Genomic DNA, 21,275 nt, shown 5'->3' with positions numbered 1-21,275 from the left:
GCTGGATGACAGGCTATAGTCCTGCACCCTCCTCCGCAGGATGCCCCCATGAAGAGACTTCGCCTCACCCTGCTCGCGGCGGCCCTGACCGCCAGCGTCCAGGCCCTGGCCGCCCAGCCACCGCTGCTCAACGTCTCCTACGACGTGATGCGCGACTTCTACAAGGACTACAACCCCGCCTTCCAGGCCCACTGGAAGGCCGAGCACGGGGAAACCCCGGTCATCCAGATGTCCCACGGCGGCTCCAGCAAACAGGCCCGCTCGGTCATCGACGGCCTGCAGGCCGACGTCATCACCATGAACCAGGCCACCGACATCCAGGCCCTGGCCGATCGCGGCCTGGTACCCAAGGACTGGGAAAGCCGCCTGCCCGATCGCAGCGCGCCCTTCACTTCGGCCACGGTGCTGATCGTGCGCCAGGGTAATCCCAAGGGCACCCACGACTGGTCCGACCTGCTCAAGGACGGTGTCCAGGTGATCGTGCCCAACCCCAAGACCTCCGGGAACGGCCGCTACACCTATCTCTCCGCCTGGGCCTACGCCCTGCGCCAGCCGGGTGGTGATGAACAGAAGGCCCGCAGCTTCGTCGCCGACCTGTTCAAGCACGTGCCCATCCTCGACACCGGCGGCCGCGCCGCCACCACTACCTTCATGAAGAACCAGCAGGGCGACGTCCTGGTGACCTTCGAGAACGAAGCCGAGATGATCGCGCGGGAATTCGGTCGTGGCGGCTTCGAGGTGGTCTACCCCAGCATCTCGGTGCAGGCCGAGCCGCCGGTGAGCGTGGTGGATAGCGTCGTCGACAAGAAAGGCACTCGCGCCGAGGCCGAGGAATACCTCAAGTATCTCTGGTCCGACGAAGGCCAGAAGATCGCCGCGGACAACTTCCTGCGCCCGCGCGATGGGAAAATCCTCGCACAGTACGCCGATCGCTTCCCCAAGCTGGAACTCGTCGACGCCCAGAAGGAATTCGGTCCCTGGAGCGGCATCCAGAAGACTCACTTCGCCGATGGCGGCGTCTTCGACCAGATCTATACGCCCGCCCAGTGATGGACCCGCCCGGCCTCGCGCTGGGCATCCGCTCGCGGGCAAGAAAGCCGCACAAACGAAAACACCGCCCGGAGGCGGTGTTTCGATATATGGAGCGGGAAACGAGACTCGAACTCGCGACCCCGACCTTGGCAAGGTCGTGCTCTACCAACTGAGCTATTCCCGCAATGTGGCGTCCCCTAGGGGACTCGAACCCCTGTTACCGCCGTGAAAGGGCGGTGTCCTAGGCCACTAGACGAAGGGGACGAAACCTCTTTCTGCAAGGCCTTTCACCTTGCGCCCACCTGCCAAGAGGCAGCTGGGCTATATTTGGAGCGGGAAACGAGACTCGAACTCGCGACCCCGACCTTGGCAAGGTCGTGCTCTACCAACTGAGCTATTCCCGCAATTTTGGCGTCCCCTAGGGGACTCGAACCCCTGTTACCGCCGTGAAAGGGCGGTGTCCTAGGCCACTAGACGAAGGGGACCAGGTAGAATCCCTCAGGATTCCGGCCTACCACTCGGCTGACGCTTGCCGCCGTTGGGAGTGCGCGCATTCTAGGGAGCCTTACCCTGGGCGTCAATAGCTGATTAAATACTTTTCAAATCAACGACTTCGCTCGCGCGACAAAAGGCGGGCAAGCACCATGGAGAAGGGCATGTCCTCAACGATGATTGCAGCGGTAGTAGGGCTCGGGGTGCTGTTGATCATCATGATCGCCTTCGTCAACCAGAAGCTGGAAGCCGGTCGCCTGGAGAAGCAGCGCCTGGTCGCCGACCTGACCGACCGCATCAAGCGCTGCGCCCAGCTGTCCGCCAGCCTGCCCGGCCAGTTGATGACGCCGCCCCTCAAGCAGTTGTTCAACCACATCGAACTCGGCCTGATCGCTCGGCTCGCCGCCCTGCAGCCACCGTCGGCCGGCCTGGCCTCGCGCAAGACGGAACTGGACGATGCCATCGCCAAGGGCGATGGCATCGAAGTGACCAACGTCGCGCGACCGGTACACACCGAAGCCCGGGTCAAGGAAGTGCGCGGCTATATCGAGATGCTGCACGCCCTGGTAGCCCATGCCAACCAGATCGGCATCCTCGACGGCCAGGAAGCCCAGCGCTGGGTGGGCGAAATGCGCTATCTGCTGACAGTGAGCTACGTGGAATTCTTCCGCTACCAGGCCGACCAGCAGATCAAGAGCGAGCACTTCATCCAGGCGCGCCAGGCCTACGAGCGCGCCATCATGCAGATTCGCAAGCAACAGCAACCCGAACGCTACACCGAGATGCTGGCCTACCTGGAAGAGCAGATCGCCCTGGTGAAACGACAGCAGAGCGAGCTGGCCGAACAGGCCAGCAGCAGCGCCAACGAGCTGGCGGACAGCGTCGATACGCTCAAGGACGACAGCTGGCGCAAGAAGAACGACTACGAATGAGGGCTTCCCTGCCCTCCTCTTAGAACCTGTTCACGATCTGCTGCACGTCGGCCAAACGGCGTTGAAAAGGCCCTGGGGCGCCAGCCCGGTCGAAATGCTCATTTACCACTCGTAAACTCCGCTTCCTCAGGCCTTTTCGCCTTGTTTGGCTCTAGCTCGCTAGATCGTGAACAGGCTCTTGCGTGCTCAGCAGTCGGTAGCGGCCAGGAAGACCTCCACCAGCCGCTGGATACCCGCCTGATCCGCCGCGCTGAAACGCGCCGGATGGGGGCTGTCCAGATCCAGCACGCCGATCAGGCGATCGTCCTTGACCAGCGGCACCACCAGTTCGCTGCGCGAAGCGGCGTCGCAGGCGATGTGCCCCGGAAAGGCATGCACGTCTTCGACGCGCTGGGTCTGTCGCTCCCGCGCGGCAGCGCCACAGACGCCCTTGTTGAAGGGAATGCGCATGCAGGCGACCTTGCCCTGGAAAGGCCCCAGCAGCAGTTGGTCCTGACCATCGACGAAATAGAAGCCGGCCCAGTTGAGGTTTGGAACCTCCTGGAAGATGAAGGCCGACAGCTGGGCCGCGTTGGCCACCAGGTTGCGCTCGTCGGCCAGCAGGGCTTCGACTTGCGCTGCCAGCATCGCATAGCCTTCCAGCCCGGCGCCAACGCCCGAGAGTTCTACCGTCATGCTCGCTCCAATAGCTTGAGCCCGACCCACTGCCGGGCGAATTGATAGGCACAGCGACCGTTGCGATTGCCCCGTCCGGAAGCCCAGCGGATAGCTTCGCGGTCGGCATCCTCCGACCACTCCAGGGTGAGCCCGGACTTGCCAGCCAGGGTCGTGCACCAGTGGCGGACCACGGCGAGATAGTGGTCCTGGGTGAAGGGATAGAAGGACAGCCACAGGCCGAAGCGATCCGACAACGCGATCTTGTCCTCGGCCGCTTCGCTCGGGTGCAGCTCGCCGTCGACGTGCTCCCAGTTGGCATTGTCGCTCTGCCGCTCGGCCACCAGGTGGCGACGGTTGGACGTGGCATAGAGCACCACGTTGTCCGGCGCCTGCTCCAGGGAGCCGTCGAGTACGCTCTTGAGCACCCGGTAGTCGTCGCTGCCAGCGTCGAAGGACAGGTCATCGCAGAACAGGACGAACCGCTGCGATTGCCCGGCGATCTGCTCCACGACCCGGGGCAGATCGGCGAGATCGTCGCGCTCGATCTCGATCAGGCGCAGACCCTGGCCGGCAAATTCCGCCAGCAGCGCCCGGATCAGCGACGACTTGCCGGTCCCGCGAGCGCCCCATAGCAAGGTATGGTTCGCCGGCAAGCCGGCAACGAACTGGCGGGTATTGCGGGAGAGCTGGTCGCGCTGCCGATCGATACCGAGCAGGTCGGTCAGGCGCAACCCGAGGTTGACCTCGAGCGGCTGGAGGTAACCACCAGGCCCCTCGCGGCGCCAGCGCGCCGCATAGCAATGCTGCCAATCCAGAGCCTCGCGGCGATGCGGCAGCAGTGGCTCGAGGCGGTCGAGCACCTGTTGCGCCTGGATGAGAAAGGCTTCTAGGGAAGAACTCACGGGAATGATCCTTGAAGACTAGGTTGACGGTGCAGGCGATAAGTCACCTGCCCCGGGCACTATTGTATGACTTTTCAGCATGCATCTCGCCCTTCTCGACCTAGCGCGCCAGCACCCGCTGGAGGTGCCGCTCCAGCCGTTCGGGCTTGGTGAGGGGCGCGAAGCGCCTTATCCGCTCGCGCTCGGGGTCGATCAGGAACTTGGTGAAGTTCCAGCGAATGGGACGCCCCAGCAGCCCGGGCGCCGCACGTTTCAGCGCGGTGAACAACGGATGGGCCCCGTCGCCATTGACGTCGAGCTTGGCCATCACCGGGAAGCTGACGCCGAAGCGGGTGACGCAGAATGTCTGGATCTGGGCATCCGCTTCCGGTTCCTGGGCACCGAACTGATTGCAGGGAAAGACGATCACCCGCAGGCCCTGCTCGCGGTAGCGCTGCTGCAGCGCTTCGAGCCCGGCGTACTGTTCGGTGAAGCCACAACGGCTGGCGGTATTGACCACCAGATAGGCCCGGGCCGGCCAGTCCGCCAGCCGGGCGGCCTGCCCATCGGCCATGCGAAAGGGAATCTGCAGGATGTCCGAGGTCACGCGGACTCCCTGGGCTCGAGGTCGAGAGCGACCGAGTTGATGCAGTAGCGCAGGCCGGTCGGCGGCGGGCCGTCGGGAAAGACGTGCCCCAGATGGGCATCGCAACGGGCGCAGAGCACCTCGATACGGTGCATGCCGTGGCTGAGGTCTTCCTTCTCCTGCACGGCCTCGGGGGCGATGGGTGCATAGTAGCTCGGCCAGCCGCAGCCGGAATCGAATTTGCTGCTGGAGTCGAACAAGGGGAGCTCGCAGCAGGCACAGCGGTAGACGCCAGGCGTCTTGGTGTTGCAATAGGCGCCGGTGTAGGGCGCTTCGGTCGCGGCCAGGCGACAGACACGAAACTGATCGCCGGTCAGGCGCTCGCGCCAGTCTTCCGGGCTACGCTGTACTTTTTCCATGGTGACCTCGCTGGATGCCGGCGCATCTTTTGTATCGGGCGATGCAGCCGTATGATTCCCGCTCAGTCTGGCATCCGCCCCCGGATGCTGCCAAGCGCCGGTCGGCGTCCGCCTCCACCCAGTCTCTCGCCCTTTTTTCAGGATTCAGTCCACCATGCAGGTCTCCAAGTCGAACAAGCTCGCCAATGTCTGCTACGACATCCGCGGCCCGGTCCTCAAGCATGCCAAGCGCCTCGAGGAAGAAGGCCACCGCATCCTGAAGCTCAACATTGGCAATCCGGCGCCCTTCGGTTTCGAAGCGCCAGAGGAGATCCTGCAGGACGTCATCCGCAACCTGCCCACCGCCCAGGGCTACAGTGACTCCAAGGGCCTGTTCAGCGCGCGCAAGGCGGTCATGCAGTATTGCCAGCAGAAGCGCATCGAGGGCGTCGGCATCGAGGACATCTACCTCGGCAACGGCGTTTCCGAGCTGATCGTCATGGCCATGCAGGCCCTGCTCAACAATAACGACGAGGTGCTGATCCCGGCGCCGGACTACCCGCTGTGGACCGCTGCCGTGAGCCTGGCCGGCGGCAAGCCGGTGCACTACCTGTGCGACGAACAGGCCGACTGGTTCCCGGACCTGGCCGACATGGAAGCCAAGATCACCAGCAACACCAAGGCGCTGGTGCTGATCAACCCCAACAACCCAACCGGTGCCGTCTATTCCAAGGAGGTACTGGAAGGCATCGTCGAACTGGCACGGCGGCACAACCTGGTGCTGTTCTCCGACGAGATCTACGACAAGATCCTCTACGACGAGGCCGTGCACATCTCTACCGCCTCCCTGGCGCCGGACGTGCTGTGCCTGACCTTCAACGGCCTGTCCAAGTCCTATCGCGTCGCCGGCTTCCGCTCCGGCTGGCTGATCGTCTCGGGGCCCAAGCATCGGGCCCAGAGCTACATCGAGGGGCTGGACATCCTCGCCAACATGCGCCTGTGCGCCAACGTGCCCAGCCAGCATGCGATCCAGACCGCCCTGGGCGGCTATCAGAGCATCAACGACCTGGTGCTGCCGAACGGCCGCCTGCTGGAACAGCGCAACCGCGCCTGGAAGCTGCTCAACGACATCCCGGGCGTCAGCTGCGTGAAGCCGATGGGCGCGCTCTACGCCTTCCCGCGGATCGACCCCAAGGTCTGCCCCATCCACAACGACGAGAAGTTCGCCCTCGACCTGTTGCTGTCGGAAAAGCTGCTGATCGTCCAGGGCACCGCCTTCAACTGGCCCTGGACCGACCACTTCCGGGTGGTCACCCTGCCCCGCGTCGATGACCTGGAACAGGCCATCGGCCGCATCGGCAACTTCCTCGGCAGCTACGCCCAGTAGCCAACCAAAGCATTTCCGCGTCTTTCACCCGCCTGGCCGCCCACTGGGCTCCAGGCGGCACTGGCGCTCGGCCCGCCGTACCCATCGCGTTGCCGCCCACTCAGGCGACACAGTTTGCAATAGTGGCAACGTTGAATGGATCGGGGCCGAACCTTATATAGCCGGCAGATAAACCTGTGAGGAGCTGTACCCCACCATGATGCGCATTCTGTTGTTTCTGGCTACCAACCTGGCGGTGCTGATCGTTGCCAGCATCACCTTGAAGGTGCTCGGCGTGGATCGCTACACCGGTCAGAACTATGGCAGTCTGCTGGTGTTCTGTGCCGTGTTCGGTTTCGCCGGCTCGCTGGTCTCGCTGTTCATCTCCAAGTGGATGGCGAAGATGAGCACCCGCACCGAAGTCATCAGCCAACCCCGTACCCGTCACGAGCAGTGGCTGCTGCAGACGGTCGAGGAGCTGTCCCGCGAAGCCGGTATCAAGACGCCGGAAGTCGGTATCTTCCCGGCCTACGAGGCCAACGCCTTCGCCACCGGCTGGAACCGTAACGACGCCCTCGTCGCGGTCAGCCAGGGTCTGCTGGAGCGTTTCTCGCCCGACGAAGTACGAGCGGTACTGGCCCACGAAATCGGTCACGTTGCCAATGGCGACATGGTGACCCTGGCACTGATCCAGGGCGTGGTGAATACCTTCGTGATGTTCTTCGCGCGGATCTTCGGCAATTTCGTCGACAAGGCCATCTTCAAGAACGAAGAGGGTCACGGTATCGCCTATTTCGTAACCACCATCGTCGCCGAACTGGTGCTGGGCATCCTGGCGAGCATCATCGTCATGTGGTTCTCGCGCAAACGCGAATTCCGCGCCGACGAAGCCGGTGCCCGCCTGGCCGGCCCCAACGCCATGATCGGCGCCCTGCAGCGCCTGCGCGCCGAACAGGGTATTCCGGTGCAGATGCCCGACACCCTGAATGCCTTCGGCATCAACGGTTCGCTGAAGAACGGCCTGGCCGGTCTGCTGATGAGCCACCCGCCGCTGGAAGATCGTATCGAAGCCCTGCGTCGCTACGGCCAACGCTGAGCGTGACGTGAAACCAAAACCCCGGCCGAGGCCGGGGTTTTTCATTGGCGGGTAAGCACTCGGATCGCATCGCCCAGCCCTTCTCCGGTCAGGGGAAACATCCGCTGTCCCATCAGCTCGCGCACCAGACCGATGGAGGTACTGAAGTCCCAGCCGTCGCGTGGATAGGGATTGAGCCAGGCAGCCCGGGGAAAATGCTGGCACAGCCGCTGGATCCAGAGCGCGCCGGGCTCTTCGTTCCAATGCTCGACGCTGCCGCCGGGATGGGTGATCTCGTAAGGCCCCATGCTGGCATCGCCGACGATCACCAGCCGGTAATCCGCGCCATAGCGGCGCAGCAGGTCCTGGGTCGCCACGCTTTCCTCGTGGCGCCGGCCATTGTCGCGCCAGATCCGCTCGTAGACGCAGTTGTGGAAGTAGTAGTACTCCAGGTGGCGGAATTCGAGGCGGCAGGCGCTGAACAGCTCGCTGCAGAGACGCACGTGCAGGTCCATGGAGCCGCCCACGTCGAACAGCAGCAACACCTTGGTCGCGTTGTGCCGCTCGGGGCGATAGCGGACGTCCAGTAAGCCGCCCTCCTGCGCCGTGGCCGCTACCGTGGCGTCCAGATCGAATTCGGCCGCCGCCCCCTGACGGGCGAAGCGACGCAGTCGGCGCAGCGCCAGTTGCAGATTGCGCCGATCCAGCGGTGCGTGGTCGTCCAGGTTGCGATAGTCCCGCTGCTCCCAGACCTTGGCCGCGCGCCCCTGGCGCGTACCCGCCTCGCCGATGCGCACGCCGAAGGGGTTGTAGCCCCCGCTGCCAAAGGGACTGGTACCCCCCGTGCCAACCCACCTGTTGCCGCCGGCATGCCGTTCATGCTGCTCCGCGAGACGCTGTTGCAGGGTCTTGAGCAGCTCATCCAACCCCCCCAATGCCTGCAGCCGCTGGCGATCCTCTGCGGACAGCAGCCGCTGCAGCTCCAGCCTGAGCCAGTCCGCAGGAATTGCCTTTCCAGCAGAGGAACGCTCGGACCTGGCCATTTCACCGGCAAAAACCTGGTCGAAACGGTCGAAGAACCGCTCATCCTTGACCAACAGGGTCCGCGCCAGCAGATAGAAGGCCTCGGGATCGGCCACCACGATACCGGCATCGAGCGCAGCATGCAGATCCAGCAACTCGCCGAGGGAAACCGGGATGCCGGCAGCCCTGAGCCGGGTGAAGAAGTCGAGGAACATGCTGGTCCTCAGCTGCGCCGACGACGCATGAAGGCCTGGCGTTCGAGCAACTGCAGATCCTGCTCGTTCTTCAGCAGGGCGCCAGCCAGCGGCGGCAGGCTGCCGTCACCGTGCAGGGCCGCCTGTGCCGTCTCGTCACCCAGCAGCAGTGCCAGCCAGTCCACCAGCTCGGAGGTGGATGGCTTCTTCTTCAGCCCAGGCACGCTACGCAGGTCGTAGAACAGGTCCAGCGCCTCCTTCACCAGACGCCCCTGCAGATCCGGGTAATGCACCTGGACGATGCGCTCCAGGGTTTCGCGCTCGGGGAAGCGGATGAAGTGGAAGAAGCAGCGGCGCAGGAAGGCGTCCGGCAGTTCCTTCTCGTTGTTCGAGGTGATGATGATGATCGGCCGCCGCTGGGCGCGGATGGTCTCGCCGGTCTCGTAGACGTGGAATTCCATCCGATCAAGCTCGAGCAGCAGGTCGTTGGGAAACTCGATGTCGGCCTTGTCGATCTCGTCGATCAGCAGGACCACCCTGTCCTCCGCAGTGAAGGCGTCCCACAGTTTCCCCGGCTTGATGTAGTGGGCGATGTCCTGCACCCGCGGGTCACCCAGCTGGGAGTCGCGCAGACGACTCACCGCATCGTATTCGTAGAGTCCCTGCTGCGCCTTGGTGGTGGACTTGACGTGCCAGGTGATCAGCCGCGCATCCAGGCTGTACGCCACCTGCTCGGCGAGCAGGGTCTTGCCGGTGCCCGGCTCGCCCTTCACCAGCAATGGACGCCCGAGCTGGACGGCCGCATTGACCGCCAGACTGAGCTCGGTGGTGGCTACGTAACGGTCGGTACCCTGGAAAGCCATCGTCGATCCTCATCGCCTTCTTTCGCCTGACGATAGCATGCCGCGCCCAGGCTGGACGTCATCCGGCGCAAGGCCTAGGCTGCGAGCTTTCTGCGCCCGACAGGATTCGCCATGAGCCGCATCTTCGCTGACAACGCCCAGTCCATCGGCAATACGCCGCTGGTCTACATCAATCGCCTCGGACCCAAGGGGGTCACCCTGCTCGCCAAGATCGAGGGACGCAACCCGGGCTATTCGGTCAAGTGCCGCATCGGCGCGAACCTGATCTGGGATGCCGAAGCCAAGGGGCTGCTCAAGCCTGGCATGAGCCTGGTGGAGCCGACCTCCGGCAATACCGGCATCGGCCTGGCCTATGTCGCCGCCGCTCGCGGCTATCGTCTGGTGCTGACCATGCCCGCCTCCATGAGCCTGGAACGCCGCAAGGTGCTCAAGGCCCTGGGTGCGGAGCTGGTCCTCACCGAACCGGCCAAGGGCATGAAGGGCGCCATCGAGAAGGCCCGGGAGATCGCCGAGAGCGAACCGGACCGTTACTTCATGCCGCAGCAATTCGATAATCCGGCCAATCCGGCTATCCATGAGAAGACCACCGGTCCCGAGATCTGGAACGATACCGACGGTGCCATCGATGTCCTGGTGGCCGGAGTGGGCACCGGCGGCACCCTCACGGGCATCTCGCGCTTCATCAAGAACACCAAGGGCAAGCCCATTCTCTCGGTCGCCGTGGAACCGGAAACTTCGCCGGTCATCAGCCAGACCCTGGCCGGCGAAGAGGTGAAACCCAGCCCGCACAAGATCCAGGGCATCGGTGCCGGCTTCGTGCCACGCAACCTCGACCTTGCCATGGTGGATCGCGTCGAGCAGGTCAGCGATGACCAGGCCAAGCTGATGGCCCAGCGCCTGATGCGCGAGGAAGGCATCCTCTGTGGTATCTCCTGCGGTGCCGCCATGGCCGCTGCGGTACGGCTGGCCGAGGCCCCGGAGATGCAGGGCAAGACCATCGTGGTCATCCTGCCGGATTCCGGCGAGCGCTACCTATCCACCATGCTGTTCGATGGCCTGTTCGAGGAGCAGGAGCTGGTCCAGTAGGACCCTGGGGGTACTGCCCTCCCCCGTTGCGGGGTTGCTCGCCAGCCAGCGAGCCCCTTGCCACCACTCAAGAAAAAGCCCGGTTTCCCGGGCTTTTTTCGTATCAGAGGTGCTTGATCTCTGCCTTGGCATCCAGGGCCCGACGGTAGGCCGCGAAATCGACCTGTCCGGCGCGCGAGGCGAGGTAGCGGCGATACAACGCCTTGTCCTCGGCGCTCAGGGCTTCCTTGGGCACCCCTACGCCCTGCAAGCGGATCAGCACGAAGTCACCGTTCTGCAGGCTGATACCGGCATAGGACGGCTTGTCGGCTTCCGGCTTGGCCATGCGGAAGGCCGCCTGCAGCACCTGGGGATCGACGCCCTCCTGGTTGCGGGTAGCGGCTTCGACCGTACGCCAGTCACCTGCGGCCGCCTTGCCACCGGCACGCAGGGTCTTGAGCTGCGCTTCGCCGGTGGCCTTGGCCACGGCCGCAGCCTTCTCCTGGGTCAGGCGGGTGACGATCTCGCCCTTCACCTGATCCAGCGACTGCAGTTGCGGCGTGCGATGCTCCTTGTCGCGCAGCACCACCAGGGTCTCCGGATCGAGTTGCAAGGCAGCGCTGTTGGCGCCGTTGCGCATGACGTCTTCGCTGAAGGCCGCCTCGATCACCTGGCGGTTGGCGGTGATGCCTTCGCCCCCTTCACGCCCGAAGGGAGCGCTGGTCTTGACCTGCAGGCCCTGTTCCTGGGCTGGCTGGCTCAGGTCGGAGGCCTCGTAGGCGGAGCTTTCCAGCTTGCGGCCCGCCTCGACGAAGAGTCGATCGGCGTCCTCGGCCTTGAGCTGTTGCTCCAGGCGTGGACGAACGCTCGCCAGGGTCGGAACTTCCGGGGCCTGTACGCCTTTCAGCTTGATCAGGTGCCAGCCGAAGCTGGTGCGCACCGGTGCGGACACCTGCTGGGGCGCCAGGGCGTAGAGGGCTTCCTCGAAGGCCGGATCGTAGACGCCGCGACCGGCGAAGCCCAGGTCGCCACCATTGGCGGCCGAACCGGGGTCCTGGGAGAACTCCTTGGCGAGCTTGGCGAAATCCTCGCCCTTGTTCAGGCGCTCCTGGATCTGCTGGATCTTGGCCTTGGCCTGGTCATCGCTCTGCTTGTCGTTGACCTCGATGAGGATGTGCGCCGCATCGCGCTGCTCCGCCAGGTTGGCGATCTCGGACTTGTAGGCGGCCTGCAGACGACTCTCGTCGACCTTGGCCTTGGCCATGAAGGCATCCTTCTTCAGCTCCACGTATTCGATGACCACCTGTTCGGGCGTCATGAAATCGTTCTTGTGGCTGTCGTAGTAGGCCTGGATTTCCTCCTGGGTCGGCACGATGCCATTGGTGGAGGCCTTGACGGTACGCATGGCGAAGTCGCGCGTCTGGCGCTCGAGGGCGGCGAAGGCCTCGATGTCCGCATCGGTCACGAAGTTGCTGCCGACGATGCCGGCACGCAGCTGACCGATCAGCATCTCGTCGCGCAGCAGGTCACGGAACTGCAGGCGGGTGTAGTTCATCTGGCGCACGGCCTGATCGAAACGCTGCGGATCGAAACGGCCCTCGGTCTGGAACTCGGGGGTGTTCAGGATCAGTTGATCCAGCGCCTGTTCGGAGAAGGCGAAGCGATCGGCCTTGGCGGCCTGCAGGATCAGTTGCTTGTCGATCAGGGCCTTGAGTGCGGACTCGCGCAGCAGGCGGTCATCCAGCGTGGACGGGTCGAAGCCCTGGCCCAGTTGCTGCTGCAGCTGGCGACGCTGCATCTCCACCGCCTGGGCGAGGTCGGTCTGCTTGATCTCGTCGCCGTTGACCAGCGCTACGGCGCCCTGGTGGCCGGTCGCGCGGATGATCGCTTCGAAGCCGGTGAGTGCCATCAGCAGGATGATGAATCCGATGATGACTTTGGCAATCCATCCCTGAGAACGGTCCCTGATGTTTTGTAGCATGTTCCCCCCACGAGCTGTGGCCGGACCGGCCATGGCGAAATCGTCGAATACCAAATAGCGAAAAGGCGCATCTCGAGATGCGCCTTTTCGTCGATCAAGGACCTTGCATCCAGCAGGACAGCGGCACACCAAGAACGAATTCTGGCGGCCCGCCTATCGAGCCCGAAGCGCCATCAGTGGGTACTGACGCGCTCCTTGCCCTCCTGCTCCCGCTTCTCGTCCTTGCTGACGAGCTCCGGACCATCGTCCGGGAGCGGTTCCGGGGTGTATTGCAGCGCAACCTCCAAGACCTCGTCAATCCATTTGACCGGCTTGATCTGCAAGTCGGCCTTGATGTTGTCCGGGATGTCCCGCAGATCGCGCACGTTTTCCTCGGGAATGATCACGGTCCGGATGCCGCCACGGTGCGCCGCGAGCAGCTTTTCCTTGAGTCCGCCGATGGCCAGTACCTGACCACGCAGGGTGATCTCGCCGGTCATGGCCACATCGGCGCGCACCGGGATGCGCGTCGCGGCCGAGACCAGCGCGGTGCACATGCCGATGCCGGCACTCGGACCGTCCTTGGGCGTGGCGCCTTCGGGAACGTGGATGTGGATGTCGTGCTTCTCGTGGAAGTCCTTGGGAATGCCCAGACTACGACCGCGACTGCGAACGACGGTCAGGGCCGCGGTAATGGACTCGGCCATCACATCGCCCAGGGAGCCGGTCTTGATCATCTGCCCCTTGCCGGGGACGACCGCGGACTCGATGGTCAGCAATTCGCCGCCCACCTGGGTCCAGGCCAGCCCGGTGACCTGACCGATCTGATCCTGCTGCTCGGCCAGGCCGTAGCGGAACTTGCGCACGCCCAGCCAGTGTTCGAGGCTATCTACGGTGACGCTGGCGGCACGCGCCTTGCTCAGCGCGTGCTCCTTGACCACCTTGCGGCAGACCTTGGCCACCTGACGCTCCAGGCTCCGCACGCCGGCCTCGCGGGTGTAGTAGCGGATGACATCGCGCAGCGCGGCTTCGTCGAATTCCACTTCACCCTTCTTCAGACCATTGGCCTTGATCTGCTTGGGGATCAGGTAACGAGTGGCGATGTTGACCTTTTCATCCTCGGTATAACCGGGCAGCCGGATGACTTCCATGCGATCCAGCAGCGGCGCCGGGATGCTCATGGAGTTGGCGGTGCAGACGAACATGACGTCGGAGAGGTCGTAGTCCACTTCGAGATAATGATCGTTGAAGGTGTGGTTCTGCTCCGGATCGAGCACTTCCAGCAACGCCGATGCGGGATCACCGCGCATGTCGTTGCCCATCTTGTCGATTTCGTCGAGCAGGAACAGTGGATTGCGCACACCGACCTTGGTCATCTTCTGGATCAGGCGACCTGGCATGGAGCCGATGTAGGTACGACGGTGACCCCGGATCTCGGCTTCGTCACGCACGCCGCCCAGGGCCATGCGCACGAACTTGCGACCGGTGGAACGGGCGATGGACTCCGCCAGGGACGTCTTGCCCACGCCGGGCGGACCGACCAGGCAGAGCACCGGTCCCCGAACCTTCTTCACGCGCTTCTGCACGGCAAGGTATTCGAGGATGCGTTCTTTCACTTCCTCGAGACCGTAGTGGTCCTTGTCGAGGACTTCCTCGGCACGACCCAGATCCAGACGGACCTTGCTTTCGGCCTGCCAGGGGACATTCACCAGCCAGTCGATGTAGGAGCGCACCACGGTGGCTTCGGCGGACATGGGCGACATCTGCTTGAGCTTGTTCAGCTCGGCATTGGCCTTGGCCAAGGCATCCTTGGGCAGCCCAGCGGCTTCGATGCGGCGCTTGAGGTCATCGACCTCGTTGTGGCCCTCATCGATGTCCCCCAGCTCTTTCTGGATGGCCTTCATCTGCTCGTTGAGGTAGTACTCGCGCTGGCTGCGCTCCATCTGCTTCTTGACGCGGCCACGGATACGCTTCTCGACCTGCAGCAGGTCGATTTCCGCATCCAGCAGCGCCAGGACGTGCTCGACGCGCGCACCCAGCTCGGTGATCTCGAGGATCTCCTGCTTCTGTTCGATCTTCAGCGCCATGTGCGCCGCCATGGTGTCGACCAGGCGGCTGGGATCTTCGATGCTGTTCAGCGAAGACAGCACCTCGGCCGGTACCTTCTTGCCGAGTTGGACGTACTGCTCGAACTGGCTCATCAGGCTGCGCGAGAAGACTTCGGATTCGCGATCCGGCGCTTCGCTGTCTTCGATCAGGGTGACCAGGGCCCGCGCGTAATTCTGGTTTTCGACGAACGAGTCGATCCGACCGCGTTGCTCGCCTTCGACCAGGACCTTGACGGTGCCATCGGGCAGCTTCAGCAATTGGAGAACGGTGGCGACGGTACCCATGTGATACATGTCGTCCGCGGCGGGATCGTCATCGCCGGGGTTCTTCTGGGCGACCAGGAGGATCTGCTTGTCGCCAGCCATGGCAGCTTCCAGGGCTTCGACGGACTTTTCCCTTCCGACGAACAGCGGGATGACCATGTGGGGATAGACCACTACGTCACGTAGGGGCAGCAGGGGAAGTTCTATCGTCGTAGTCATGGGATACGGGTCTCGGCAAATAATCGGCCGCAGATGCGGTTAAGGCCTCGGTTTCCTCTAACATGAGGTTGACCGCCGCAAAATACAACCATGGCTCCAATGAAAAAGGGGCCGAAGCCCCTTTGGTTCATCACGCGTCTGGCGCTGCCTTCGCCGGCTCGCTGTTCTCGTAGATGAGCAGCGGCTGGGAACTGCCGTCGATGACGCTCTCGTCGATGACCACCTTGCTGACATCCTTCTGCGAAGGAATCTCGTACATGGTCTCGAGCAGGATGCCTTCGAGGATGGATCTCAGGCCGCGGGCGCCGGTCTTGCGCTCCAGCGCCTTGCGAGCGACCGCCTTGAGCGCATCGGGGCGGAATTCCAGGTCGACGTCTTCCATCTCGAACAGCTTGGCGTACTGCTTGGTGAGGGCGTTCTTCGGCTCGGTGAGGATCTGCATCAGTGCCGGCTCGTCCAGCTCGTCGAGGGTCGCGATGACCGGCAGACGACCGACGAATTCGGGAATCAGACCGAACTTCACCAGGTCCTCGGGCTCCGCATCCCGCAGGGATTCGCCAATCTTCTTGCCCAGCTCCTGGCTGCGCACCTCGGCATTGAAGCCGATGCCGCCACCCTTGGTGGAGCGGTTCTGGATGACCTTTTCCAGGCCAGCGAAGGCGCCACCGCAGATGAACAGGATGTTGCGCGTGTCCACCTGCAGGAATTCCTGCTGGGGATGCTTGCGGCCACCCTGGGGCGGAACCGACGCCACGGTGCCTTCGATCAGCTTCAGCAAGGCCTGCTGCACACCCTCGCCCGAGACGTCACGGGTAATGGAGGGGTTGTCGGACTTGCGCGAGATCTTGTCGATCTCGTCGATGTAGACGATGCCCATCTGGGCCTTTTCCACGTCGTAGTCGCATTTTTGCAGCAGCTTCTGAATGATGTTCTCGACATCTTCACCCACGTAACCGGCTTCGGTCAGAGTGGTGGCATCGGCGATGGTGAAGGGGACGTTGAGCAGCCGCGCCAGCGTTTCTGCCAGCAGCGTCTTACCCGAACCGGTCGGGCCGATCAGCAGGATGTTGCTCTTGCCCAGCTCGACGTCGTCTTTCTTCTCACGCTGATTCAGACGCTTGTAGTGGTTGTAGACGGCAACGGCGAGGACCCGCTTGGCACGCTGCTGACCAATGACGTACTGGTCGAGGATGCCGCTGATTTCCTTCGGCGCAGGCAACTTGTGCGCATTGCTCTCGGCCTGCGCTTCCTGAACTTCCTCGCGGATGATGTCATTGCACAGGTCGACGCATTCGTCGCAGATGAAGACGGAGGGTCCAGCGATCAACTTGCGTACTTCGTGCTGACTCTTGCCACAGAAGGAGCAGTAAAGCAGCTTGCCGTTATCGTCGCTATTGCGCGTATCTGTCATTCGATCGATCCAATGGAATGTGCTTACATCAACAAGATGGAGCCAATTGCACGGTTTTTCAAGCCTACCTGCCCAAACGCCTGGCGCCTGGGCAGGTGGTCGAGGCGGGGTCAGGCGGGGATGTTGCGCTTCTCGAGGACCTTGTCGATCAGGCCGTAGGCTACGGCTTCGGGGCCACTCATGAAGTTGTCACGGTCGGTATCGCGGGCGATCACGTCCATGGGCTGACCGGTGTGATGCGCCAGCACCTTGTTCAGACGCTCGCGGATGGTCAGAATTTCACGGGCGTGAATCTCGATGTCCGATGCCTGACCCTGGAAGCCGCCCAGGGGCTGATGGATCATCATCCGCGAGTGCGGGAGGCAGAAGCGTTTCTCGGCAGCGCCACCGGCGAGCAGCAGCGCGCCCATGCTGCAGGCCTGGCCGATGCAGATGGTGGAGACGTCGGGCTTGATGAACTGCATGGTGTCGTAGATCGACATGCCAGCGGTCACCGAACCACCCGGGCTGTTGATGTAGAGGTGGATGTCCTTGTCAGGATTCTCCGCTTCCAGGAACAGCAGCTGGGCGACGACCAGGTTGGCCATGTAGTCCTCGACCTGGCCGACCAGGAAGATGACGCGCTCCTTGAGCAGCCGGGAGTAGATGTCGTAGGCGCGCTCGCCACGGGCGGATTGCTCCACCACCATGGGTACCAGACCGCCAGCGGCTTGAATATCGGGCATGGATTGCATGTAAGAATTGCGGGACATGTCCTGCACTAGCTCCCTATCTGGATGACCTGTCAAAAACACATAAGCCAGCTCGAGGCTGGCTTATGCGGACTAGCGAGTTCAGGCAGATCAGGCTGCTTGCGGAGCCTCGGCCGGTTTGACCGCGTCCTCGTAGGAGACCTGCTTGTCGGTGACTTTTGCCTGCTTGAGGACAGTATCCACGACTTGTTCTTCCAGTACAACCGAACGCACTTCGTTCAGCTGCTGCTCGTTCTGGTAGTACCACTTCACTACCTGCTCGGGCTCCTGATAGGCCGCGGCCATTTCCTCGATCAGCTCGCGAACGCGGGCGTCATCGGGCTTGAGCTCGAACTGCTTGACCATCTCGGCGATGATCAGGCCCAGCAGCACGCGACGCTTGGCCTGCTCGGTGAACAGCTCGGCCGGCAGTTGGTCGGGCTGGATGTTGCCACCGAACTGCTGGACGGCCTGGACGCGCAGACGATCCACTTCGTTGCTGATCAGGGCGGCCGGCACGTCGATCTGGTTGGCGGCCAGCAGACCGTCCATGACCTGGTTCTTGACCTTGGTCTTCAGCGCCTGGCGCAGTTCGCGCTCCATGTTCTTGCGCACTTCGGCGCGGAAACCCTCGACGGTGGTCTCTTCCACACCGAACTGCTTGAAGAAGGCTTCGTTCAGCTCGGGCAGCTCGGGCGCGGCCACTTCCTTGACGGTGACCTTGAACTGCACGGCCTTGCCGGCCAGGTCCAGGTTCTGGTAGTCCTCGGGGAAGGTCAGGTCGAGCACACGCTCGTCACCGGCCTTGGCGCCGACCAGGCCGTCTTCGAAACCGGGGATCATGCGGCCGGAGCCCAGGACCAGCTTGGTGCCTTCGGCGGAACCGCCGGCGAAGGGCTCGCCGTCACGGGTACCGACGAAGTCGATGGTGACCTGGTCGTCGTTGGCGGCAGCACGGTCGACGGCTTCGTAGCGGGTGCCCTGCTTGCGCAGCACGTCGAGCATCTTGTCGATGTCGGCGTCTTCGACGCTGGATTCCTGGCGCTCGATCTCGATGCCATCCAGGCCCTTGACTTCGAATTCGGGGAAGACTTCGAAGGTGGCGACGTATTCCAGATCCTTGCCCTTCTCGAACACCTTGGGTTCGACGGCGGGCGCACCAGCCGGGTTGAGCTTCTGCTCGACGACGGCTTCATAGAAGGTTTCCTGAATGAGATCACCCAAGGCTTCCTGACGAGCCGAGGCTTCGTAGCGCTGGCGAATGACGCTCATGGGTACCTTGCCCGGGCGGAAACCGGGAACCTTGGCGCGTCGGGCAGTCTGCTGCAGACGCTTGTTCACTTCGGTTTCGATACGCTCGGCCGGCACGCCAATGGTCATGCGACGCTCGAGAGCAGAGGTGTTTTCAACGGAAACTTGCATGGATATTCCTCGTGGCACAAGAACAGGCCGGCTTTCCGGCCCCCCAGAATCAAGGGCGACCATTCTAGAGACAGTCTCAAGCGAAGTCACCTGGCTTGATCCAGCGGTATGTCTGGAGCCACCGAAGCGGGCCTGGCCGAGCGGGCCGGGAGCAACATTTTGTTGCCCGCCCTTAGTTGTACGACGTCGTATGTAGTGCTAAACCCTGAAGGGCAAGCTAACGAAAAGGTCTCCTCCGGCCTTATTCACAACAACAACAATCGTTAGGAGAACCGCCCCAATGGAGCGATCCGGTCCCATCGAAAAACCCGTACCTCTGGCCAAGGAGCAAAGCTCCGGGCTGCGCCGACTGGCGAAACTACTGGGCCCCGGCATCATCGCGGTGCTGTCCTGGCTGGGTGCGGGCGACCTCATCACCTCTTCGGTGGCGGGCGCCAACTATGGCTACGCCATGATGTGGGTGCTGGCGGTGTCCCTACTGCTGCGCTTTCTGATCGTCAACATCATCGCCCGCTTCCAGCTGTGCAATAACCGGGGGATGTCAATCCTCGAAGGCTATGCTCAGCTGCACCCGGTATTTGCCTGGTTCATGCTCGGGTATGCGCTGATCATGGGCCATCTGACCAACGCCTACATGCTCAAGGGCGCAGGCGAAGCCCTGGCCACCCTGCTCCACCTCGACCAGCCGCTGCTCTGCTCGGTGGCCGTGGTGATCGCGGTCTGGCTGCTGGTGGGCCGCAATTTCTATGCGCTGATTGAAGGCGTGATGAAGCTGCTGCTGGCGGTGATGACCCTGGCCTTCATCAGCCTGGCGGTGATGTCGGGTCCGGACCTGGGTGGCATCCTACGGGGCACCATCGGCTTCAGCATCCCGCCGGACGAAGGCGTGCACGGCGCCCTGCTGGTCGCGGTGTCGGTGATCGGCGCCGTGGCCGGCTCCATCGCCAACTTCGTGCATCCTTATGTGATGAAGGAAAAGGGCTGGACCGGACCGGAACACAAGCGCATCCAGCGCAACGACCTGCTCTTCGCGGTGGTGGTCGGCATCGTCATCAACCTGGCCATCTGGGTGGTCGGGGTGGAGATCCTCAGACCCAACGGCTTGCAGGTGAATACCCTGAGCGACCTGGGCGCGGCCCTGGAGCTGTTCTTTGGCACCGGCGGCTGGCTGATCTTCTTCACCGGCGTCTTCGCCACCCTGTTCGCCAGCGTGGTGGGCAAGACCACTGCCTTCCCCATGCTGATCACCGATGCCCTGCAGCACATCCGCCCGGAACGGCGCGAGCGCTATGGCAAGACCTTTCACAAGGACCCGGCGCACAAGTGGTTCCTGCTCTTCATCCTGGTGACGCCGCTGGTGTGGTCGCTGCCGGGCATGCCCGATTTCGTGACCCTGACCATCGGTGTGAACGCCTTGAATATCGTCGGCCTGCCAGTGATCTCTCTGGGCCTGCTGATCATGTCCAACCAGAAGTCGCTGCTGGGGGACGAATACCGCAACAACTGGTTCGAGAACCTGGCCCTGGGCTTCGCCACCCTGCTGGCGATCTGGGTCGCGATCCAGCTGGGTCTACAGTTGCTAGGCTAGGCCCTCCGCCTCAAGGGGTGGGTTCGCCGCCCCTGCTTTTTCAAGGAGTCTAGAGATGACCGAACAGAACCAACGTCCGCTGCTGCTCCAGGTCGGCCCGCTGCTGCCTGCCCTGCAAGACGCCCTGAAGACCCGTTATGAGGTGCTGCGACTCTGGGAAGCGCCCGATCAGCCTGAACTGCTCGCGGCACACGGCCAGGACGTGGTGGCCCTGGTCACCTCCGGCGTGCACGGCGCGACCCGTGAGCTGATGAGCGCCCTGCCCGGCCTGAAAGCCGTATTCAGCTTCGGGGTGGGCTACGACAGCATCGACATCGCCGCAGCACGGGATCTGGGCGTGGTGGTGAGCAATACCCCGGGCGTGCTGGACGACTGCGTCGCCGACACCGCTTTCGCCCTGCTGATCGACGTGGCGCGCGGTATCAGTGCGGCGGATCGCTTCGTGCGCCGTGGCGACTGGCGCCAGGGCAAGTTTCCCCTGACCTCGCGCCTGGCCGGCAAGACCTGCGGCATCGTCGGGCTGGGTAATATAGGCAAGAGCATCGCTCGCCGGGTGGAGGCCTTCGGCATGGAGGTGGCCTACCACGGTCGCCAGCGGCAATCGGACGTCCCCTATCGTTATCACGCCGATCTGGAAGACTTGGCGAAGGCGGCGGATTTCCTGGTCCTGTCGCTACCAGGAGGCCCCGCCACCGACGGACTGGTCGATGCGCGAATCCTCGCGGCCCTGGGTCCGCGTGGCTATCTCATCAACATCGCGCGAGGCAGCGTGGTCGACGAGCAGGCCCTGATAGACGCGCTGCAGGCGGGAGCCCTGGGCGGTGCCGGCCTGGATGTCTTCGCCGAGGAACCGGAGGTACCGGCGGCGTTACTGGCGCTGGACAACGTGGTCCTCACCCCGCATCTCGGCAGCGGCACCCAGGAGACGCGTCAGGCCATGGCTGACCTGGTGCTGGCCAACATGGAGCGCTATTTCGCCAAGGGCCACTTGGTTACGCCGGTCTGACG

At 63.3% G+C, this 21,275-nt stretch carries 18 protein-coding genes and 4 tRNA genes; 7 read left to right on the top strand and 15 right to left on the bottom strand.

Annotation, left to right across the window (positions count from 1 at the left end; translation table 11 throughout):
• Positions 1 to 48: 48 nt before the first annotated feature.
• A complete protein-coding gene (locus tag AR540_RS23695; protein ID WP_059232408.1) occupies positions 49 to 1,050 on the top strand; it encodes a sulfate ABC transporter substrate-binding protein in 1,002 nt (333 codons plus the stop codon).
• A gap of 90 nt (positions 1,051 to 1,140) precedes the next feature.
• Here the strand turns inward: AR540_RS23695 and AR540_RS23690 are convergent.
• The 4 genes from AR540_RS23690 to AR540_RS23675 form a co-directional block, all read right to left on the bottom strand.
• Positions 1,141 to 1,216: transfer RNA gene (locus AR540_RS23690), tRNA-Gly, on the bottom strand.
• 4 nt (positions 1,217 to 1,220) lie between these two features.
• Positions 1,221 to 1,296, bottom strand: a tRNA-Glu gene (locus AR540_RS23685).
• Between the two features lie 64 nt (positions 1,297 to 1,360).
• Positions 1,361 to 1,436, bottom strand: a tRNA-Gly gene (locus tag AR540_RS23680).
• A gap of 5 nt (positions 1,437 to 1,441) precedes the next feature.
• Positions 1,442 to 1,517: transfer RNA gene (locus AR540_RS23675), tRNA-Glu, on the bottom strand.
• A 171-nt stretch (positions 1,518 to 1,688) separates the two neighbouring features.
• On the opposite strand from AR540_RS23675, the gene AR540_RS23670 reads away from it, so the two are divergent.
• Complete coding sequence (locus tag AR540_RS23670) at positions 1,689 to 2,456, top strand: hypothetical protein (RefSeq protein ID WP_236712116.1); 768 nt, start codon at positions 1,689 to 1,691, stop codon at positions 2,454 to 2,456.
• A 186-nt stretch (positions 2,457 to 2,642) separates the two neighbouring features.
• Here AR540_RS23670 and AR540_RS23665 read toward each other — a convergent pair whose 3' ends face one another.
• From AR540_RS23665 to msrB, 4 genes are all read right to left on the bottom strand, one after another.
• Complete coding sequence (locus AR540_RS23665) at positions 2,643 to 3,131, bottom strand: GAF domain-containing protein (protein ID WP_059232406.1); 489 nt, start codon at positions 3,129 to 3,131, stop codon at positions 2,643 to 2,645.
• Positions 3,128 to 4,015: an ATP-binding protein gene (locus tag AR540_RS23660; protein WP_059232405.1), complete on the bottom strand. Its 888-nt coding sequence runs from the start codon at positions 4,013 to 4,015 to the stop codon at positions 3,128 to 3,130. The genes AR540_RS23665 and AR540_RS23660 overlap by 4 nt, the downstream gene beginning before the upstream one ends.
• Positions 4,016 to 4,115: 100 nt before the next feature.
• On the bottom strand, positions 4,116 to 4,601 hold the full coding sequence (locus AR540_RS23655; RefSeq protein ID WP_153014305.1) for a glutathione peroxidase: 486 nt from the start codon (positions 4,599 to 4,601) through the stop codon (positions 4,116 to 4,118).
• A complete protein-coding gene (gene msrB / locus AR540_RS23650; protein ID WP_059232404.1) occupies positions 4,598 to 4,999 on the bottom strand; it encodes a peptide-methionine (R)-S-oxide reductase MsrB in 402 nt (133 codons plus the stop codon). Before msrB ends, AR540_RS23655 begins: the two co-directional genes overlap by 4 nt.
• Positions 5,000 to 5,153: 154 nt before the next feature.
• On the opposite strand from msrB, the gene AR540_RS23645 reads away from it, so the two are divergent.
• Together AR540_RS23645 and htpX are read left to right on the top strand one after the other, a co-directional pair.
• Positions 5,154 to 6,365 carry a pyridoxal phosphate-dependent aminotransferase gene (locus AR540_RS23645; RefSeq protein WP_059232403.1) on the top strand — a complete coding sequence of 404 codons (1,212 nt, stop codon included), beginning with the start codon at positions 5,154 to 5,156 and terminating at the stop codon, positions 6,363 to 6,365.
• Positions 6,366 to 6,561: 196 nt separating this feature from the next.
• Entirely contained in the window at positions 6,562 to 7,440 is an 879-nt protein-coding gene (gene htpX / locus AR540_RS23640; RefSeq protein WP_059232402.1) for a protease HtpX, read from the top strand.
• A 41-nt stretch (positions 7,441 to 7,481) separates the two neighbouring features.
• Here the strand turns inward: htpX and AR540_RS23635 are convergent, their stop codons facing one another.
• Together AR540_RS23635 and AR540_RS23630 are read right to left on the bottom strand one after the other, a co-directional pair.
• Positions 7,482 to 8,657: a vWA domain-containing protein gene (locus tag AR540_RS23635; protein WP_059232401.1), complete on the bottom strand. Its 1,176-nt coding sequence runs from the start codon at positions 8,655 to 8,657 to the stop codon at positions 7,482 to 7,484.
• An 8-nt stretch (positions 8,658 to 8,665) separates the two neighbouring features.
• Complete coding sequence (locus AR540_RS23630; protein ID WP_059232400.1) at positions 8,666 to 9,499, bottom strand: AAA family ATPase; 834 nt, start codon at positions 9,497 to 9,499, stop codon at positions 8,666 to 8,668.
• A 111-nt stretch (positions 9,500 to 9,610) separates the two neighbouring features.
• Here AR540_RS23630 and cysK point away from each other — a divergent pair, with 111 nt between their 5' ends.
• The gene (gene cysK, locus AR540_RS23625) at positions 9,611 to 10,585 is read left to right on the top strand and encodes a cysteine synthase A (RefSeq protein ID WP_059232399.1); all 975 of its coding nucleotides are present in this window, start codon (positions 9,611 to 9,613) and stop codon (positions 10,583 to 10,585) included.
• Between the two features lie 103 nt (positions 10,586 to 10,688).
• Here the strand turns inward: cysK and AR540_RS23620 are convergent, their stop codons facing one another.
• The 5 genes from AR540_RS23620 to tig form a co-directional block, all read right to left on the bottom strand.
• Positions 10,689 to 12,545 carry a SurA N-terminal domain-containing protein gene (locus AR540_RS23620; RefSeq protein ID WP_059232398.1) on the bottom strand — a complete coding sequence of 619 codons (1,857 nt, stop codon included), beginning with the start codon at positions 12,543 to 12,545 and terminating at the stop codon, positions 10,689 to 10,691.
• Positions 12,546 to 12,718: 173 nt separating this feature from the next.
• Entirely contained in the window at positions 12,719 to 15,115 is a 2,397-nt protein-coding gene (gene lon, locus AR540_RS23615) for an endopeptidase La (protein WP_059232397.1), read from the bottom strand.
• Positions 15,116 to 15,245: 130 nt separating this feature from the next.
• On the bottom strand, positions 15,246 to 16,526 hold the full coding sequence (clpX, locus tag AR540_RS23610; protein WP_059232396.1) for an ATP-dependent Clp protease ATP-binding subunit ClpX: 1,281 nt from the start codon (positions 16,524 to 16,526) through the stop codon (positions 15,246 to 15,248).
• A 110-nt stretch (positions 16,527 to 16,636) separates the two neighbouring features.
• Complete coding sequence (gene clpP / locus AR540_RS23605) at positions 16,637 to 17,278, bottom strand: ATP-dependent Clp endopeptidase proteolytic subunit ClpP (RefSeq protein ID WP_007162222.1); 642 nt, start codon at positions 17,276 to 17,278, stop codon at positions 16,637 to 16,639.
• A 90-nt stretch (positions 17,279 to 17,368) separates the two neighbouring features.
• Positions 17,369 to 18,679 carry a trigger factor gene (tig, locus tag AR540_RS23600; RefSeq protein WP_059232395.1) on the bottom strand — a complete coding sequence of 437 codons (1,311 nt, stop codon included), beginning with the start codon at positions 18,677 to 18,679 and terminating at the stop codon, positions 17,369 to 17,371.
• A 280-nt stretch (positions 18,680 to 18,959) separates the two neighbouring features.
• On the opposite strand from tig, the gene AR540_RS23595 reads away from it, so the two are divergent.
• Both AR540_RS23595 and AR540_RS23590 read left to right on the top strand, forming a co-directional pair.
• A complete protein-coding gene (locus AR540_RS23595; protein WP_059232394.1) occupies positions 18,960 to 20,267 on the top strand; it encodes an Nramp family divalent metal transporter in 1,308 nt (435 codons plus the stop codon).
• 55 nt (positions 20,268 to 20,322) lie between these two features.
• A complete protein-coding gene (locus AR540_RS23590; RefSeq protein WP_059232393.1) occupies positions 20,323 to 21,273 on the top strand; it encodes a 2-hydroxyacid dehydrogenase in 951 nt (316 codons plus the stop codon).
• Positions 21,274 to 21,275 lie beyond the last annotated feature (2 nt).

Origin of the sequence: Pseudomonas sp. EpS/L25 (assembly GCF_001512295.1) — a bacterium.
Taxonomy (GTDB): domain Bacteria; phylum Pseudomonadota; class Gammaproteobacteria; order Pseudomonadales; family Pseudomonadaceae; genus Chryseomonas.
The sequence above is the reverse complement of the archived record's forward strand: the minus strand, read 5'-3'. Positions and strand labels throughout refer to the sequence as shown.

Excerpts from the sequence above, each read along its gene's own strand:
- AR540_RS23695 (WP_059232408.1), top strand. The coding sequence starts at position 49 with ATGAAGAGACTTCGCCTCACCCTGCTCGCGGCGGCCCTGACCGCCAGC.
- AR540_RS23670 (WP_236712116.1), top strand. The coding sequence starts at position 1,689 with ATGTCCTCAACGATGATTGCAGCGGTAGTAGGGCTCGGGGTGCTGTTG.
- AR540_RS23665 (WP_059232406.1), bottom strand. The coding sequence starts at position 3,131 with ATGACGGTAGAACTCTCGGGCGTTGGCGCCGGGCTGGAAGGCTATGCG.
- msrB (WP_059232404.1), bottom strand. The coding sequence starts at position 4,999 with ATGGAAAAAGTACAGCGTAGCCCGGAAGACTGGCGCGAGCGCCTGACC.
- AR540_RS23645 (WP_059232403.1), top strand. The coding sequence starts at position 5,154 with ATGCAGGTCTCCAAGTCGAACAAGCTCGCCAATGTCTGCTACGACATC.
- htpX (WP_059232402.1), top strand. The coding sequence starts at position 6,562 with ATGATGCGCATTCTGTTGTTTCTGGCTACCAACCTGGCGGTGCTGATC.
- AR540_RS23635 (WP_059232401.1), bottom strand. The coding sequence starts at position 8,657 with ATGTTCCTCGACTTCTTCACCCGGCTCAGGGCTGCCGGCATCCCGGTT.
- AR540_RS23630 (WP_059232400.1), bottom strand. The coding sequence starts at position 9,499 with ATGGCTTTCCAGGGTACCGACCGTTACGTAGCCACCACCGAGCTCAGT.
- cysK (WP_059232399.1), top strand. The coding sequence starts at position 9,611 with ATGAGCCGCATCTTCGCTGACAACGCCCAGTCCATCGGCAATACGCCG.
- AR540_RS23620 (WP_059232398.1), bottom strand. The coding sequence starts at position 12,545 with ATGCTACAAAACATCAGGGACCGTTCTCAGGGATGGATTGCCAAAGTC.
- lon (WP_059232397.1), bottom strand. The coding sequence starts at position 15,115 with ATGACTACGACGATAGAACTTCCCCTGCTGCCCCTACGTGACGTAGTG.
- clpX (WP_059232396.1), bottom strand. The coding sequence starts at position 16,526 with ATGACAGATACGCGCAATAGCGACGATAACGGCAAGCTGCTTTACTGC.
- clpP (WP_007162222.1), bottom strand. The coding sequence starts at position 17,278 with ATGTCCCGCAATTCTTACATGCAATCCATGCCCGATATTCAAGCCGCT.
- tig (WP_059232395.1), bottom strand. The coding sequence starts at position 18,679 with ATGCAAGTTTCCGTTGAAAACACCTCTGCTCTCGAGCGTCGCATGACC.
- AR540_RS23595 (WP_059232394.1), top strand. The coding sequence starts at position 18,960 with ATGGAGCGATCCGGTCCCATCGAAAAACCCGTACCTCTGGCCAAGGAG.
- AR540_RS23590 (WP_059232393.1), top strand. The coding sequence starts at position 20,323 with ATGACCGAACAGAACCAACGTCCGCTGCTGCTCCAGGTCGGCCCGCTG.